Origin of the sequence: Anaerovorax odorimutans DSM 5092 (assembly GCF_000426305.1) — a bacterium.
GTDB classification, from domain to species: domain Bacteria; phylum Bacillota; class Clostridia; order Peptostreptococcales; family Anaerovoracaceae; genus Anaerovorax; species Anaerovorax odorimutans.
In genome coordinates this window covers 136,630-152,516 of record NZ_AUFC01000001.1, presented here as the reverse complement: position 1 = coordinate 152,516, position 15,887 = coordinate 136,630, and the positions used below count along the sequence as shown (strand labels likewise).

The window sequence follows — 15,887 nt, the reverse complement described above, 5'->3', positions numbered from 1 at the left end:
GTTACACCTTCTCTCTTGTATTTTTACCAAGTAAACCTGCTGGCTTAAGAATCAATATAATAATCAAAAATGCAAATACCGCAGCATCACGATACATTGAATTCCAATATCCCGAAACTAAAGTTTCCATAATACCAATTCCAAGTCCTCCGATCATTGCACCTGGAATACTTCCGATCCCACCAAATACAGCAGCAACAAAAGCTTTTAAACCAGGCATTATCCCCATAAGAGGATCAATAGAATTATAATATATACCAACCAAAACACCTGCTGCGCCTGCAAAAGCTGATCCAATTGCAAATGTAAAAGAGATTGTTCTATCAACTTTTATTCCCATAAGCTGAGCCGCATCTTTATCAATTGAAACCGCTCTCATTGCTTTACCTGTTTTAGTTTTATGTACAATAAATTGAAGTACTATCATAAGTATTATAGCAGTAGCTATAATATACAGTTGCTGAGCTTTTATATAAACATTGCCTATTTCAAAAACTCTTTCTGATAATAATTTAGGATAAGAACGGACTTCAGCACCTACAAAAAACATCATAACATACTCCATAAGAAGAGAAACTCCAATAGCTGTAATTAGAACTGCTATTCTGGAAGAATTTCTAAGGGGTTTGTATGCAATTCTTTCCACAAATACTCCTAAAACTGCACAAGCAGCCATTGAAATAATAAGTGCTGGAAAAAATCCCAGCTGCGCATATGTAGTTGCTGCAAATCCTATATACGCACCTATCATATATACATCACCATGTGCAAAATTAATAAGTTTGATAATTCCGTAAACCATAGTATATCCTAAGGCAATTAAAGCATAAATGCTACCTAGGGAAATACCGTTTACCATTTGTTGTAAAAATTCGCTCAAGGTTTGCACCTCCAAATAATAAAGTAATTTTGACCATTAACTAATTAAGTTAGAGCAAAAATACTCTAACTTAATTAGTATACCTTCTTTTATAAAATTAGTCAATTATGTAACTTTGACCATAATAGCCATTAAATAAAAAATCATAAAATACTACTTAAGTAAGTAGTATTTTATTTATAGACTATTATAGTTAATTCCTATTTAGGTTCTACTTTTACTGATGTTGCTTGAACACCATCTTTTAATTCTATTACTACAATTGATTTTATCGGATTATGATTTTTATCCATACTGAATGATCCTGTAACTCCTGCAAAGTCCTTTGTTGAAGCAAGGGCATTTTTAATTTCTTCAGGCTTAGTTGATCCTGCTCTCTGTATAGCGTCTGCTATAAATTTTCCAAGATCATATCCTAACGCTTGAAACGCACCTGGATCAGTATTATATTTTTCTTTGTATGCAGCAATAAAATCCTGTACTAAAGGATCCTTGTCTAATGATGAATAGTGATTTGAAAAATATACTTTATTTAATGCTTTAGCACCAGCAAGTTCTAAAAGTACAGGTGAATCAAATCCGTCAGCACCTAGTATAGGTGTATCAATTCCTAATTCACGAGCTTGCTTAATAACAAGTCCTGCTTCTTGATAATATCCAGGTAAAAAGATAACATCAAAATCTTTAGACTTAACCTTAGTTAAAATTGCCATAAAATCTTTTTCTTTAGTCACATAACCTTCTTCAGCAACAATTTCTCCACCGTTACTTTTAAAAGTTTTAGCAAAATTTTCTGCAAGTCCTTTAGCATAGTCACTGGAAGTATCTTTTATTATAACAGCCTTCTTAGCCTCTAGATTATTAGAAGCAAAATTTGCCATAGTTACTCCCTGAAATGAATCGTTAAAACAAAGACGGAAAACATATTCATTAACTTTCCCATTTTTATCAGTTGTAACACCTTCATCTCCAGTTGCAGAAGCAGATATAATTGGAATCTGGTTTCCTATAGCTTCCGGAATTGTAGCTTGGAAATTTCCTGTTGTAGCAGGTCCCAAACAAGCCACAACATTTTTTTGAGTCATTAATCTTGTTGCAACAGATGTTGCTTCTGCTGAATCAGATTTATTATCAATTTCTACCGGATTTATTTTCATACCATCAATACCACCAGCATCATTGATTTCATCAAAAGCCATCATTATACCTTGTACCGATGCTTCACCATAAGAAGCATTTGGTCCTGTTAATTCATAATTAATACCAATATTCAACTCTTTGGTACCATCTTCATTTGCATTTTTATCACCGCAGCCGGCTAAAGAACCAGCAACAAGTATAAATGCAAGCATTAATACTAATAATTTCTTCATAATTTTTTTAATACACCACCTTAATATATTTTACAATTAATCTTAATATGTATACCTAATTTTGTCAATGTATTTGACATATATACCTATAAATATTTTCCATTTAAATAAATGTATTTTAACTTTATTTAAATTTTAAAAAATATAAACAAAAAAAATAAAAGCCCTTAAAATAAGGACTTTTATTAGTTATAAGTAAAATACTATAATAGACCACCAATAGCTACGAAAAGAGGTGCAAATACTACTGCTACTATAGTCATAAGCTTAATTAAAATATTAATTGAAGGTCCGGAAGTATCTTTAAATGGATCACCTACTGTATCTCCAACTACTGCAGCTTTATGAGAATCACTGCCTTTTCCGCCATAATTTCCTTCTTCAATATATTTCTTAGCATTATCCCATGCACCACCTGCATTTGCCATCATTATAGCTACTAATACACCTGCTGCTAAAGCTCCTGCAAGCATTCCTCCAAGCGCTTCAGTACCCATAATAATACCTACTGCTAAAGGAGCTATTATTGCAAGCAATCCTGGAGCTACCATTTCTTTTAATGCAGCCTTTGTACTGATGTCTACGCATCTTGCATAATCAGGCTTTGAAGTACCTTCCATAATTCCTTTATCCGATCTGAATTGTCTTCTAACTTCTTCGATCATCATATTAGCTGCTTTTCCAACAGAATTCATTGTTAAAGCAGAGAATAAGAAAGGAAGCATTGCTCCGATAAATAATCCTGCAATTACTAATGGATCTAATAAGCTTATTGATTTTAAACCTGCAACCTGAGAATAAGCTGCAAATAATGCTAGCGCAGTTAAAGCAGCTGAACCAATTGCAAAGCCTTTACCAATAGCTGCTGTTGTGTTACCAACAGAATCAAGTTTGTCAGTAATTGTTCTAACTTCATGAGGAAGTTCTGCCATTTCTGCAATACCTCCAGCATTATCAGATACTGGTCCATAGGCATCTACAGCAACTACCATACCTGTTGTTGAAAGCATACCTACTGCTGCAAGAGCAATTCCATATAATCCTGCAAATGAATTTGCAACAAGAATTCCTACTGCAACAAATATAATTGGCCATACTGTAGATAACATACCTACACCAAATCCACTGATAATTGTCGTTGCAGCACCTGTTTGACATTGTTCTGCAATACCTTTTACTGATTTATAATCAGCTGATGTATAGATTTCTGTAATCTTTCCGATTGCTGTTCCTACAATTAAACCAGCAACTATAGAAATTGCGCAATTAAAGCTACCAAAGAACACATTACTTAAAATAAATGAACAAATAATTACGATTATACTGCTAATATAAGTCCCTGCATTTAATGCTGTAGCAGGATTTGAATTTTCATTACCTCTAACAAATAAAATACCAATAATAGAAGCAACAATACCAATAGCCGCTAATATTAATGGGAAAACTGCTCCCTCTACTGCAGGCAGATCAAAAGCTGCCCCAATTGTAGGTTTAATAACCGGAATCATAGCTGCTAATGTTATCGCTGAAATAATAGATCCAACATAAGATTCAAATAAGTCAGATCCCATACCTGCAACATCACCGACATTATCACCTACATTGTCTGCGATTACAGCTGGATTTCTTGGATCGTCTTCTGGAATTCCAGCTTCTACTTTACCAACTAGGTCTGCACCAACGTCAGCAGCTTTAGTATAAATACCACCGCCTACACGACCAAACAATGCCATAGAAGATGCTCCAAGACCAAATCCTGTTATTACTTCTGCACTATCTATTCCAAGCAGTACAAAAATACCACCAACTCCCAAAAGACCAAGACCCGTTACACAAAGTCCCATTACTGCACCACTTCTGAATGCAACTTTTAAAGCTTTGCTCATTCCGCCTTCTTTTGCTGCATTGGCAGTTCTTACATTACCTTTAGTTGCAACTCTCATTCCAAAGAATCCTGCAAGTACTGAGAATAAAGCTCCAATCACATATAAAACCGCAGTAGTCCAATTATGAAGTCCTACTCCAAGAATTATAAACAAAACAACAATTACGATTACCATTGTTTTGTATTCTCTTCTTAGGAAAGCCATGGCACCTTCTCTTATATAGCCTGCAATTTCCTTCATTCTGTCCGTACCTTCGTCTACTTTTCCAATCCATGATGACAAGCCATAGGCAACAATTAATGCCAAGACAGCTGCGATAGGTGCGACAATTGCCAATCCACTCATTTTCTGTATCTCCTCCTCTTTACAAAAACAAAATATTAAGAGGCACTTTTTTTAATACCTCTTATATAAAAAATATAATAAAATTAATTATTACCAAAATAATATGTTTGCTATTCTATAGCTACCAAAAATAGTGAGCATAAAATGAATATTACTGCACCAACAGTACTAATTCTACTTAAAATTGCTTCATATCCTTTACTTTTCTTTTTCCCAAAGATTTGCTCAGCACCGCCACCGATAGAACCGGAAAGACCTGCACTTTTGCCGGATTGAAGTAAAATACTTGCTATTAACACTATACTGGCAATGGAAAGTAGAATCATTAAAAATATCTTCACTGTTGCACCTCCTATTATAAAATATGTTATCTTAACACAAAAATGACTTCAGATTAACTTCTAAAGTCTATCATATTAAACTCTAAAAATCAAGCAAATTTTGCCTTTAAGCCATGCCACTTAAATTATAAAAATAATAATTAAGCCTTATTTTTTAGATTATAAAAAGCATCATTTCCTGCATACTTAGCAGAAACATCAAGAAGTTCTTCCAATCTTAATAATTGATTATATTTCGCAATTCGGTCTGTTCTTGAAAGTGAACCTGTTTTAATCTGACCTGCATTTAATCCAACTACTATATCTGCAATAGTAACATCTTCCGTTTCACCTGATCTATGAGAAACTATAGCTGTGTACCCTGCTTTTTTAGCCATTTCTATAGCATCAAAAGTTTCTGTCAGAGTTCCTATTTGATTTACTTTTATCAAAATAGAATTTCCTATTCCCTTTTCAATTCCTTCTGCAAGTCTCTCTGTATTAGTTACAAACAGATCATCCCCAACAAGCTGAACCCTGTCACCAAGTTTGTCAGTCATAAGCTTCCAACCATCCCAGTCATCTTCAGCAAGTCCATCTTCAATTGATATTACAGGATATTTAGCAATAAGCATTTCATAATATGCTACCATTTCTTCAGCGGTTTTTTCAACACCTTCACCCTTTAAGTTATAAATCTTATTATCAGCATCATACATTTCCGATGCTGCTACATCCAAAGCAATTTTAATGTCTTCACCAGCTTTATAACCAGCTTTTTCAATAGCTTCTAAAATAACTTGGATAGCTTCTTCATTAGTTGCAAGATTAGGAGCAAATCCACCCTCATCACCTACTGCAGTATTCATTCCTTTATTTTTTAATACAGATTTCAGGCTATGAAATACTTCTGTACCCATTCTAAGTCCTTCTTTAAAGCTTTTTGCTCCAACAGGCATTATCATAAATTCTTGAATATCAACAGTGTTATCAGCATGTTCACCACCATTTAAAATATTCATCATAGGTGTAGGTAAAAGTTTACCATTTACGCCTCCAAGATATTGAAACAATGGAAGGCCAAGACTATCAGCTGCTGCATGGGCTACCGCCATAGACACTGCTAAAATTGCATTTGCACCTAATTTTCCTTTATTTGGCGTACCATCAAGTTCAATAAGAAACATGTCCAAACCTACTTGATCAAATACATTCATTCCAATTATTTCATCAGCAATAATGTTATTAACATTATCTACTGCCTTTTCAACTCCTTTTCCAAGGTATCTTCCTTTATCACCATCTCTTAGTTCCACTGCTTCATGAACTCCTGTTGAAGCTCCTGATGGAACAATGGCTCTTCCCATACTTCCGTCTTCTAAATATACTTCTACTTCTACTGTTGGATTTCCTCTTGAATCAAGTACTTCTCGTGCTATTACGTCTTCAATATATGACATACTTCCACCTCCATATAATTTTACATTAAACTATTAGAAATTTATTATTTGCATAAAATCCGCAGGTTTTAAACTAGCCCCTCCTACTAATGCGCCATCTATTTCTTCCATATTCATAAGTTCAGTTGCATTTCCGGGTTTAACACTTCCTCCATATTGAATTATAACATTTTCGGAAACGTCATCTCCATATAATTCTTCAATCACCGTTCTGATATATCCGCACATTTCATTTGCTTGCTCAGGAGTTGCAGTTTTTCCCGTTCCAATTGCCCAAACAGGTTCATATGCAATCACAATTTTTGAAACAAATTCTGCTGATAAGTTTAAAAGTGCACCTTTTAACTGGGACTTAACTACGTTAAATTCTTGCCCTGCTTCTCTTTGTGCGAGAACTTCACCAACACAAAGAATCGGAATAATATTATGTTTAAATGCAGTATGTAGTTTTTTATTAACTGTATCATCAGTCTCATTAAAATATTGTCTTCTTTCAGAATGTCCTATAATACAATACTCAATATCCATTTCATTAAGCATATCAGCTGAAATTTCTCCCGTAAATGCTCCGCTTTCTTCAAAATGCATATTCTGAGCACCAACAACAATTCCAGTTCCGTAAAATTCATCAGAAAGTGCTGCAAGTTGAGTAAATGGGGCACAAATTCCTACTTTTACATCACTTTTATGATATAGTGATTTAAATTCTTTTGCAAAGGAGACTGCCTCTTTTGTTGTTTTAAACATTTTCCAATTACCCATTATAAATGGTTTACGCATATTAAATTCCCCCTTTAATCTACTTATTTATCTTGCAATACTGCTATTCCAGGTAATTCTTTTCCTTCTAAAAATTCTAAAGAAGCACCCCCTCCAGTAGAAATATGAGTCATTTTATCAGAAAATCCAAATTGGGCAACTGCAGCAGCAGAATCTCCCCCACCTATAATAGTAACAGCATCACTATCTGCTAAAGCCTCTGCAATTTTTATAGTTCCAGTAGCAAAATTTGACATTTCAAAAACTCCCACAGGACCATTCCAAATTATAGTTTTAGCTTTCAGCAGCTCTTCTGAAAATAAATCTATTGTCTTAGGTCCAATATCAAGTCCCATATAATCTGGTGAAATTTTATCCGCATCAAATAAAGAAGTCTCTGAGTTATTATCAAATTCTTTTGAAGCTTTTATATCTATAGGAAGTAAAATTTTCACACCTTTTTTGTCTGCTTTCTTTAATAATGATTCTGCAAGATTAATGTTCTCAGTATCTAAAATAGATTTACCAATTTCATAACCTTTAGACTTAAGAAACGTATAAGCCATTCCTCCGCCTATAATTAAGACATCAACTTTTTTCAATAGATTATCAATAACAGATATCTTATCTCCGACTTTAGCACCTCCCATAATTGCTACAAAAGGTCTCTTTGGATTTTCAATAGCACTTCCTAAAAATTTCACTTCTTTTTCAATTAAAAAACCTGATACTGCTGGGATATATTTTGCAATTCCTGCTGTGGAAGAATGGGCTCTATGTGCAGTTCCAAATGCATCATTTACAAAAATATCTGCTAACCCCGCCAATTCTTTAGAAAATTCAGCTCCGTTTTCTGTTTCCTCTTTACGGAATCTTACATTTTCAAGTAAAAGTATTTCTCCATCCTTTAAATTATCTGCTGCATTTTTTACTTTATCGCTTACTACATTTTCATCACTTATAAAATTAATCTTCATATTCAATAATTGTGATAATCTCTCAGCTACAGGTTTTAAGGAATACTTCATATTAGGTTCACCCTTAGGTCTTCCGAGATGTGACATAAGTATAATTTTTGCTTTGTTTTCTAAAAGATAATTAATAGTAGGTAATGCGCTTGTTATTCTAATATCATCTGTAATTTGACCACTCTCATCTAACGGCACATTAAAATCACATCTAACAATAACCTTCTTGCCCTTTACTTCAATGTCCTTTACTGTTTTTTTCATGTTTATCCTCCCTTTGGTTACAAACACAATTAAATCGTCCTTTCAAATAAATTCGATAAAATTATTATGTTGGGACAATTTAATAATGTGTCTATATACTTACTTGCCTTTTTACCTAGCAAACAAAATAAAATACAAACAAGAATGATTAGATTTTAACTTATTATAAACCTTTCTTTATAACATAATTTATAAGATCTATTACTCTGTTAGAATAACCCCACTCGTTATCATACCATGAAAGGACCTTGACCATATTGCCATCCAAAACAATCGTCGATAATGCATCAATAATCGACGAATGAGGATTCTGCTTAAAATCAACCGATACAAGAGGTTCATCACAGTAAGCCAAAATTCCTTTAAGCTCACCTTCAGCAGCTGCTTTTAATACACCATTCACTTCTTCTTTTGTAGTATTCTTCTTTACTTCAAATACTATATCAACTACAGATACCGCCGGTGTTGGAACACGCATAGCCATTCCATTAAGCTTATCTTTAAGCTGCGGTAATACTAATGATACTGCTTTTGCAGCACCAGTTGTTGTCGGAATCATAGAAACTCCTGCAGCTCTTGCCCTTCTTAAATCCTTATGTGGTAAATCAAGAATTCTTTGATCATTAGTGTAAGAATGAATAGTCGTCATTAATCCTCTTTCAATACCAAATTGCTCATCGATAACCTTAGCAAAAGGTGCTAAACAATTTGTTGTGCATGATGCATTAGATATAACATTATGAGTGCTTGGATCATATTTATCTTCATTTACACCCATTACTATCGTAATATCTTCTTCCTTACCCGGAGCTGATATAATTACTTTCTTTGCTCCTGCTTTAATATGTTTTTCAGCATCAACTTTTTTTGTAAACAGTCCTGTTGATTCTAAAACGACTTCAACTCCCATTTCTTTCCAAGGTAATTCTTCCGGATTCCTTATTGCTAAAATTTTTATTTCTTTTTCGTTTACAATAATTGCATCTGATTTTGCTTCAATAGCACCATCAAACGTTCCAAAGCAACTATCATATTTTAATAAATGCGCTAAAGTTGCAGGATTAGTTATATCATTTATAGCAACTACTTCAAAATCACAATTTTTATTAAGTGCAGCTTTCAATGCATTTCTTCCAATCCTTCCAAATCCATTTATTCCAACTTTTATCATGTTCAGTCACCCCTGTATTCAATTTTTATATATAACAGCATTAACAGCAAAAATTATTTTCTGTCAATACTATACATATGCTTAATCAACATAAGAATTTTGCTAGAGTAACCCCATTCATTATCATAAAATGCAATGAGTTTAAAAAATCTTTCATTTAGCATTATTCCTTCTCTAGCATCAAATATAGATGTATGATAATCTCCGATAAAATCAGAAGACACTACTTCATCATCAACATATTCAAGAATATCTTTTAAATAAGTCTGTGAAGCTTCTTTTATTTTATTACACATATCCTCATATGTAGTCGGTTTATTTAACATTATGTTTAAATCAATAACAGACACATCCGCAACAGGAACTCTGTATGAAATTCCTGTTAATTTACCCTTCAATGAAGGAATAACTAAACCTACTGCTTTAGCTGCTCCTGTACTTGAAGGAATAATATTCCCAAATGTAGAACGACCTGTACGCCAGTCTTTAAGTGATCTGGCGTCTACAACCTTCTGTTTTGCCGTTGCAGCATGAATTGTAGACATAAGCCCCTGTTCTATACCATAATTATCTTCTATTACCTTAGCTAATGGAGCCAAACAGTTTGTTGTACAAGAGGCATTGGAGACAACATTAATATCTGAAGTGTACTCTTTATGATTAACTCCCATAACATATGTAGGTGTAACATCATCTTTTGCAGGTGCAGTAATTACTATTTTTTTTGCTCCTGCTTTAATATGCTTTAAAGCCTTTTCTGTTGTTACATAAGCGCCAGTCGCTTCAACTATATATTCTGCACCACATTCAGACCACGGAATATTTTCCGCATCACTTTCACTATATACCGGAATTTTTTTACCATTTACACAAATTCCTTCTTCATACGTTTCCAAAGTACCTTTAAATCTTCCAAAGATTGTATCATACTTTAACATATAGACCATATAATCTTTATCTGCGTTACGAACATTAATACCGCAAATTTCAATGTCTTTCTCCTGCTCAAAAGCAGCACGAAAGACTACCCTACCAATACGTCCAAAACCACTAATTCCTACTTTGATTGACATTTTAATCTAGTTTCCTCCTAATTATTTTAACTATTAAATTTTATTAATATCGTTTTCTTTTTGATGAAGACGGAATATTCATCTCATCTCTGTATTTAGCTACGGTTCTACGAGAAATATCAATACCCCTTTTAGTAAGTAATTCCACTATAGCTTGATCACTAAGTGGTGATTTTGGGTTTTCATTATCTAATATCTCCCGAATAAATGTTTTTATGCTTTCTGATGAAATTCCTTCTCCTGAGGTTCCTGATACTCCACTTGTAAAAAAGTATTTTATTTCAAATACGCCTCTGGGACTTTGCATATATTTTCCATTTATAGACCGACTTACTGTAGATTCATGAATTCCTACTTCATCAGCTATTTGCTTTAAAGTTAAGGTCTTTAAATATTTAGGACCTAATTCAAAAAAATCTATTTGATATTTTACTACTGCACTCACAACATTATATATTGTCTGCTTTCTTTGTTCTATACTCTTTATCAACCATAATGCAGAATTTAATCTACTGCTTAAAAATTTTGATATGTTAGATTCTTTGTCAGAATTTATGAGCATATTTTGATAGTATGAACTGATTGTCATTTTTGGAGCACTGCTTTCACTGACATTAACCACATATTCTCCATTATTTTTTTCTACAGTTACATCAGGTATAATATACCTTGTTTCATTTCCCGAGCTAAACTGTCTCCCCGGTTTAGGTTCCAATCCTTTTATTAGATCTCTTATATCTTGAACTTCTTTTACAGAAATGCCCAGTGTTTTAGCAATATTATTTAATCTGTTACAGGCAATATCTTCTAAATGATTATTTATCACTTTTTCAATAACATCATTTAATTTTCCTTGATACTTAAGCTGGATAATAAGACATTCTTTTAAATCTCTAGCACCAACACCTGCAGGTTCAAATCCTTGAATTGCATCAAGAACTATCATAACTTTTTCTTTGCTAATTCCTAATGCTTTAGAAATTTCTTCTATTGTCAAAGTCATATATCCATTTTCATCTAAAGACTCAATAATATATCTGCCTGCTTGTCTGCAGCTTTTTTTAATTGGTGCAAACTGTAATTGAAACATAAGATGTTCAGTAAGAGTAATTTCAGATGGGACAAATTGCTCATAAGAGTATTCATTTTTATCGTTACTATACTCCCATTGTTTATAACTAATATCATCATATTGTCTTTCTTTAAAATGCTCCGCCCAATCAAATTCATCACGATCTTTTACGAAATTATCATTTTTATCTTCATCTAAAGAAACTTTTAAATCTTCACCTCGCTGCTCATTTTCACTATTTTCAGTTGAATTTAACATAGACGCTGCTTCTAAAATAGGATTCGTTAATAATTGCTCTTCTACATAATTTTCAAGTTCTTGAGTATTAAATTGCAATATCTGAATAGCCTGAATCAACTCAGGTGTCATAACAAGTTTTTGTGATTGTTCAATTGTTAAGTCATATCCTAATCTCATGGCTTCATCCTCGCAAAAAAAACATATTCCTAAGGATATAATACCCTTAGATTTTTACATACTTTTTAATTATATCACAAACTCATTGCTTTTGCTCTTAATTATTATTTATTTTTTACTATTTTAAATACATTACTTTAACTATGTTACTTTAAATCCGGGAAATTATGCTGCCTTAATGCTTCAAATAAAACTATATTTACTGAATTTGATAAATTTAACGACCTTAATCTTGTATCTTTACTCATGGGAATTCGAATTGTATTATCTAAATTTGAATTAATAAAATCCTTTGGCAATCCAGCAGTCTCTCTTCCGAACAGAATCATTGCATTTTCTTCATATTTTACATCACTATACCTTTTTTCCCCTTTTGTTGTTGCCAAATACATTGGTATATCCTTATATTTTTCAAGAAATTCACCTAAGCTTTTATGTACTTCTAACTTTACATATGGCCAATAGTCAAGTCCTGCTCTTTTCACTGCCTTATCATCTATATTAAATCCTAAAGGTTCAACTAAATGCAATTTTGCCCCTGTTGCGGCACATGAACGTGCAATATTCCCAGTATTTGGCGGAATTTCAGGTTCTACTAATACAATATTAATTGTCATTTTTATAATCCTTTCAACTATTATTTATAATTTCTCCATATGACATGAAAATTATTATATAAATTTATTATATAAATATAATAATAAAAATTTGTAATTTTATAAAGACTTTTTTATAATAATATAATATAATAGCATAATATAAATTTTTCAGGAGGTAATATTAAACATGAAAACAATAAAAGTCGGACTATTGGGGCTTGGCAATATCGGTACAGGATCCTATAAAACATTAGAAATGAATAAAAAACAAATTACAGCTAATACAGGCGTAGATATTGAAATCACAAAGATATTAGAAAGGGATGTAAATAGAGAAAGAGATATTACTGTAACTCCTGATATGTTTACACAAAACCCAGATGATATTTTTTTAGACCCGGAAATTGATATTGTCATTGAATTAATCGGTGGAATAGAACCAGCAAGTACTTTCATGCTGAAAGCTTTAGAAAATGGGAAACATGTTGTAACCGCAAATAAGGCAGCTGTAGCTGCAAATTATGATATGCTTATGGAAGCTGCAAAGAAAAATAAGGTAATGTTTAGATTTGAAGCAAGTGTAGGCGGAGGCATACCAATTCTTAATTCATTGACTACTGCACTATTAGCTAATGAATTTGATGAAATTCTTGGAATCATTAATGGTACAACTAATTATATTCTTACTCAAATGACAGAATTCGGACTAGATTATGCCGATGTATTAAAAGTTGCGCAAGAAAAAGGTTTTGCTGAAGCAGACCCAACTGCTGATGTAGAGGGCATCGATGTTGCCAACAAACTTTCTATTTTAATTTCACTAATTTTCGGATCCAGAGTATCCCCGGAAGAAATTCCTACAGAAGGGATTACAAAGATTACAAAAGACGATATAGATTTTGCTGTTCAATTCGGTTATAAAATTAAACTGCTTGCAACTGCAAAAAAAGTGGACAAACAACTGGAATGTCACGTACAACCTGCTTTTGTTCCATCATCTCATCCTCTAGCTTCAGTAAGTAATGAATTTAATGCAATATTTGTTAGAGGTAATGCAGTAGATGAGCTTATGTTCTATGGTAAAGGGGCAGGTCCTCTTCCAACAGGCAGTGCCGTTATGGGCGATGTAATTGAAATTTCAAAAGCTATAGCAAAAGGGTCTGCTTTTGATCACTATGCAGAAGATTCCATTATTGAAAATTTAAACTTTGTAGGTGAAGGTCAAAATAAATATTATGTAAGTTTAACAGCCAAAAATGTTCCAGGTGTTATGGGTAAAATCACCACTGCTCTTGGGGAATACGGAATAGGAATCGACTCTGTAATGCAGCTTGCAAATGATGCGCAAACAGGAGATGACGTTTCTATTGTATTTATTCTACATGAAGTTACCAGAGAAAGATTAGATGAAGCACTAGTTTCCATTATTGGAAATCACTTTGCAACAGCCATTAAAAGTATTATCCGAGTAATGTAATAAGGAGGAGTATAAAATGAGTTTATACCAACAATGGCAAGAATTAATAGATAACCAAACGGACGAAACGTTCGGTGAATTTTGGGAAAAATACAGTTCAACAGAAAAAAGAATTTACAGCTCAATTTTAGAAAAACCAAAAACAAATGTAAAAGGTACTTTTAAAGAACTTGCAGAAAAATATGAAGCCGATCCAATAATCTTTATGGGATTTTTAGATGGAATTAATACGAGTTTAAAAAATAGCCAAGATTTTCAGTCTTTTGATGATAACTCAGAAGTGATTTTAGATATTGACTATGAAAAATTATTTTTTAATATGTTAGATGCAAAAGCTGATTATCTTTATACGTTACCACAATGGGAGGATATTTTATCTAAAGAAAAAAGGGAAGAAATTATAAAGAATTACAAAAAATCAAAGACAGTTAAAAAAGAAAAAGAACCAGGCAGAAATGATCCATGCCCTTGCGGAAGCGGTAAAAAATATAAAAAATGTTGTGGAACTAATAAATAAATTTCAAATATTTATCTAAACAATAAATGCGAATATTTTAGTTACATATTTTTTCTAAATATAAATTAACAAAACAAGAGACAGTTCTGTCTCTTGTTTTGTTATCATCAATAAATAATTATATTATTAAATAAGCTTATCTATTTAAATATAACAATTCATCTTTACTTAAATATATTAATATTACAACTTAAATTTTTATTTATAATTCTTTTGATACGATATCTGGAAGTATTTCTTTTGTATATTCAATAAATTTTTTAGTTGCAGGTGAAGCCGACTTTATCGAAGGAAGTCCAATTCCCAACCTTATATATTGAGGAGGATCAAGAGGAAGCATAACTGTACTTGATTTCCAATTTTTAGTAATTAGTTCATTCATGATACTCATACCAAGACCTTGCTCTATCATAGAAATTGCTGCATAATTTTCTAACGTTGAATAAGCAATATGGGGAGATAAGTTATTATGTTTCAATAATTTGACAACATCATCATCCTGCCCCATGGCAGGCATAATAAAATCTTCATATTGACAATTAGCTAACGGATAAATTAATTCTTTAGCTAATGGATGATCAGAAGGAATTACTGCAAGCATTGGATCATCACATAATGGTATCCATTCATGTTTCATTGGCTGTTGATAAGTATAAAACGCCAAATCAACACGTTTATCACTAAGCCAAGATTCTACTTCCTGCCTGATTCCTTCCATAAGCCGTATTTCTATATTTGGATAGGATTGTTTAAACCTCTTAATAATTTGTGGAAGCCAATGGGATGCAATACTAGAATATGAACCTATTGTAATGCAACCAATTTCCAGTCCATTAATTTGAGAAACTGTTTGTAGTAACTGTTCTTCCCAATGTACAATTTCACGAATTATAGGTAAAATGTGCTCTCCATCTTCAGTTAATTTAATTCCTCGTCTATCACGTAAAAAAACATTAAATCCTAATTCTTCTTCTAAAGAATTCATCATGTGTGTAATACCAGATGGTGTATAACCAGTTAATTTAGCGGCTTTAGAAAAACTTCCACAATCAGCAGCAAATAACATAACTCGGTATTTTATATTTTTATCCATATTTTTACCTCATTTAGTTATGACAAAATGTCAACTCAGTTATTATAAAGTGTCATTTTACTTTATAAAAAATATACTATATACTAATTTTAGTAATTTATCAATATGTAAAAACAACAAACTAATAAATTTATAACATCCAATTAATAAAAAAATAATCTGGAAAGGGCAATGTATATAATGAATTTTCCTATGCTTTCATTATACAAAGTA

General features: G+C 32.4%; 14 protein-coding genes. 2 read left to right on the top strand and 12 right to left on the bottom strand.

All coding sequences use genetic code 11. The annotated features are described in order from the left end of the window. Position 1 precedes the first annotated feature (1 nt). The 11 genes from K292_RS0100665 to trmL form a co-directional block, all read right to left on the bottom strand. A complete protein-coding gene (locus K292_RS0100665) occupies positions 2–880 on the bottom strand; it encodes a branched-chain amino acid ABC transporter permease (protein WP_027398225.1) in 879 nt (292 codons plus the stop codon). 200 nt (positions 881–1,080) lie between these two features. Beyond that, positions 1,081–2,253: an ABC transporter substrate-binding protein gene (locus tag K292_RS0100660; RefSeq protein WP_027398224.1), complete on the bottom strand. Its 1,173-nt coding sequence runs from the start codon at positions 2,251–2,253 to the stop codon at positions 1,081–1,083. Positions 2,254–2,456: 203 nt separating this feature from the next. Next, positions 2,457–4,484, bottom strand: a complete 2,028-nt coding sequence (locus K292_RS0100655; protein WP_027398223.1) for a sodium-translocating pyrophosphatase — start codon at positions 4,482–4,484, stop codon at positions 2,457–2,459. 110 nt (positions 4,485–4,594) lie between these two features. After that, complete coding sequence (gene secG / locus K292_RS0100650; protein WP_027398222.1) at positions 4,595–4,825, bottom strand: preprotein translocase subunit SecG; 231 nt, start codon at positions 4,823–4,825, stop codon at positions 4,595–4,597. A gap of 140 nt (positions 4,826–4,965) precedes the next feature. Beyond that, on the bottom strand, positions 4,966–6,264 hold the full coding sequence (eno, locus tag K292_RS0100645) for a phosphopyruvate hydratase (RefSeq protein ID WP_027398221.1): 1,299 nt from the start codon (positions 6,262–6,264) through the stop codon (positions 4,966–4,968). 33 nt (positions 6,265–6,297) lie between these two features. Beyond that, positions 6,298–7,044: a triose-phosphate isomerase gene (gene tpiA, locus K292_RS0100640; protein ID WP_027398220.1), complete on the bottom strand. Its 747-nt coding sequence runs from the start codon at positions 7,042–7,044 to the stop codon at positions 6,298–6,300. Between the two features lie 23 nt (positions 7,045–7,067). After that, positions 7,068–8,255, bottom strand: coding sequence for a phosphoglycerate kinase (locus K292_RS0100635; protein ID WP_037372090.1), 1,188 nt, complete (start codon positions 8,253–8,255; stop codon positions 7,068–7,070). Between the two features lie 163 nt (positions 8,256–8,418). Further along, positions 8,419–9,426 carry a type I glyceraldehyde-3-phosphate dehydrogenase gene (gene gap, locus K292_RS0100630; protein WP_037372088.1) on the bottom strand — a complete coding sequence of 336 codons (1,008 nt, stop codon included), beginning with the start codon at positions 9,424–9,426 and terminating at the stop codon, positions 8,419–8,421. Between the two features lie 53 nt (positions 9,427–9,479). After that, entirely contained in the window at positions 9,480–10,499 is a 1,020-nt protein-coding gene (gap, locus tag K292_RS0100625) for a type I glyceraldehyde-3-phosphate dehydrogenase (RefSeq protein WP_027398217.1), read from the bottom strand. A gap of 43 nt (positions 10,500–10,542) precedes the next feature. Further along, positions 10,543–11,988 (bottom strand): RNA polymerase factor sigma-54, encoded by a 1,446-nt coding sequence (gene rpoN, locus K292_RS0100620; RefSeq protein WP_027398216.1) that lies wholly within the window; start codon positions 11,986–11,988, stop codon positions 10,543–10,545. A gap of 146 nt (positions 11,989–12,134) precedes the next feature. Further along, on the bottom strand, positions 12,135–12,605 hold the full coding sequence (gene trmL / locus K292_RS0100615; RefSeq protein ID WP_027398215.1) for a tRNA (uridine(34)/cytosine(34)/5-carboxymethylaminomethyluridine(34)-2'-O)-methyltransferase TrmL: 471 nt from the start codon (positions 12,603–12,605) through the stop codon (positions 12,135–12,137). Between the two features lie 169 nt (positions 12,606–12,774). Between trmL and K292_RS0100610 the strand changes: the two genes are divergently transcribed. Continuing rightward, positions 12,775–14,064: a homoserine dehydrogenase gene (locus K292_RS0100610; protein ID WP_027398214.1), complete on the top strand. Its 1,290-nt coding sequence runs from the start codon at positions 12,775–12,777 to the stop codon at positions 14,062–14,064. 16 nt (positions 14,065–14,080) lie between these two features. Beyond that, positions 14,081–14,581 carry an SEC-C metal-binding domain-containing protein gene (locus K292_RS0100605; RefSeq protein WP_027398213.1) on the top strand — a complete coding sequence of 167 codons (501 nt, stop codon included), beginning with the start codon at positions 14,081–14,083 and terminating at the stop codon, positions 14,579–14,581. A gap of 202 nt (positions 14,582–14,783) precedes the next feature. Here K292_RS0100605 and K292_RS0100600 read toward each other — a convergent pair whose 3' ends face one another. After that, positions 14,784–15,674, bottom strand: coding sequence for a LysR family transcriptional regulator (locus K292_RS0100600; RefSeq protein ID WP_027398212.1), 891 nt, complete (start codon positions 15,672–15,674; stop codon positions 14,784–14,786). Positions 15,675–15,887 lie beyond the last annotated feature (213 nt).

Coding starts and splice junctions, on each gene's coding strand:
- K292_RS0100605 (WP_027398213.1), top strand. CDS start 14,081: ATGAGTTTATACCAACAATGGCAAGAATTAATAGATAACCAAACGGAC.
- gap (WP_027398217.1), bottom strand. CDS start 10,499: ATGTCAATCAAAGTAGGAATTAGTGGTTTTGGACGTATTGGTAGGGTA.
- K292_RS0100655 (WP_027398223.1), bottom strand. CDS start 4,484: ATGAGTGGATTGGCAATTGTCGCACCTATCGCAGCTGTCTTGGCATTA.
- K292_RS0100635 (WP_037372090.1), bottom strand. CDS start 8,255: ATGAAAAAAACAGTAAAGGACATTGAAGTAAAGGGCAAGAAGGTTATT.
- K292_RS0100660 (WP_027398224.1), bottom strand. CDS start 2,253: ATGAAGAAATTATTAGTATTAATGCTTGCATTTATACTTGTTGCTGGT.
- K292_RS0100610 (WP_027398214.1), top strand. CDS start 12,775: ATGAAAACAATAAAAGTCGGACTATTGGGGCTTGGCAATATCGGTACA.
- rpoN (WP_027398216.1), bottom strand. CDS start 11,988: ATGAGATTAGGATATGACTTAACAATTGAACAATCACAAAAACTTGTT.
- eno (WP_027398221.1), bottom strand. CDS start 6,264: ATGTCATATATTGAAGACGTAATAGCACGAGAAGTACTTGATTCAAGA.
- tpiA (WP_027398220.1), bottom strand. CDS start 7,044: ATGCGTAAACCATTTATAATGGGTAATTGGAAAATGTTTAAAACAACA.
- gap (WP_037372088.1), bottom strand. CDS start 9,426: ATGATAAAAGTTGGAATAAATGGATTTGGAAGGATTGGAAGAAATGCA.
- K292_RS0100600 (WP_027398212.1), bottom strand. CDS start 15,674: ATGGATAAAAATATAAAATACCGAGTTATGTTATTTGCTGCTGATTGT.
- trmL (WP_027398215.1), bottom strand. CDS start 12,605: ATGACAATTAATATTGTATTAGTAGAACCTGAAATTCCGCCAAATACT.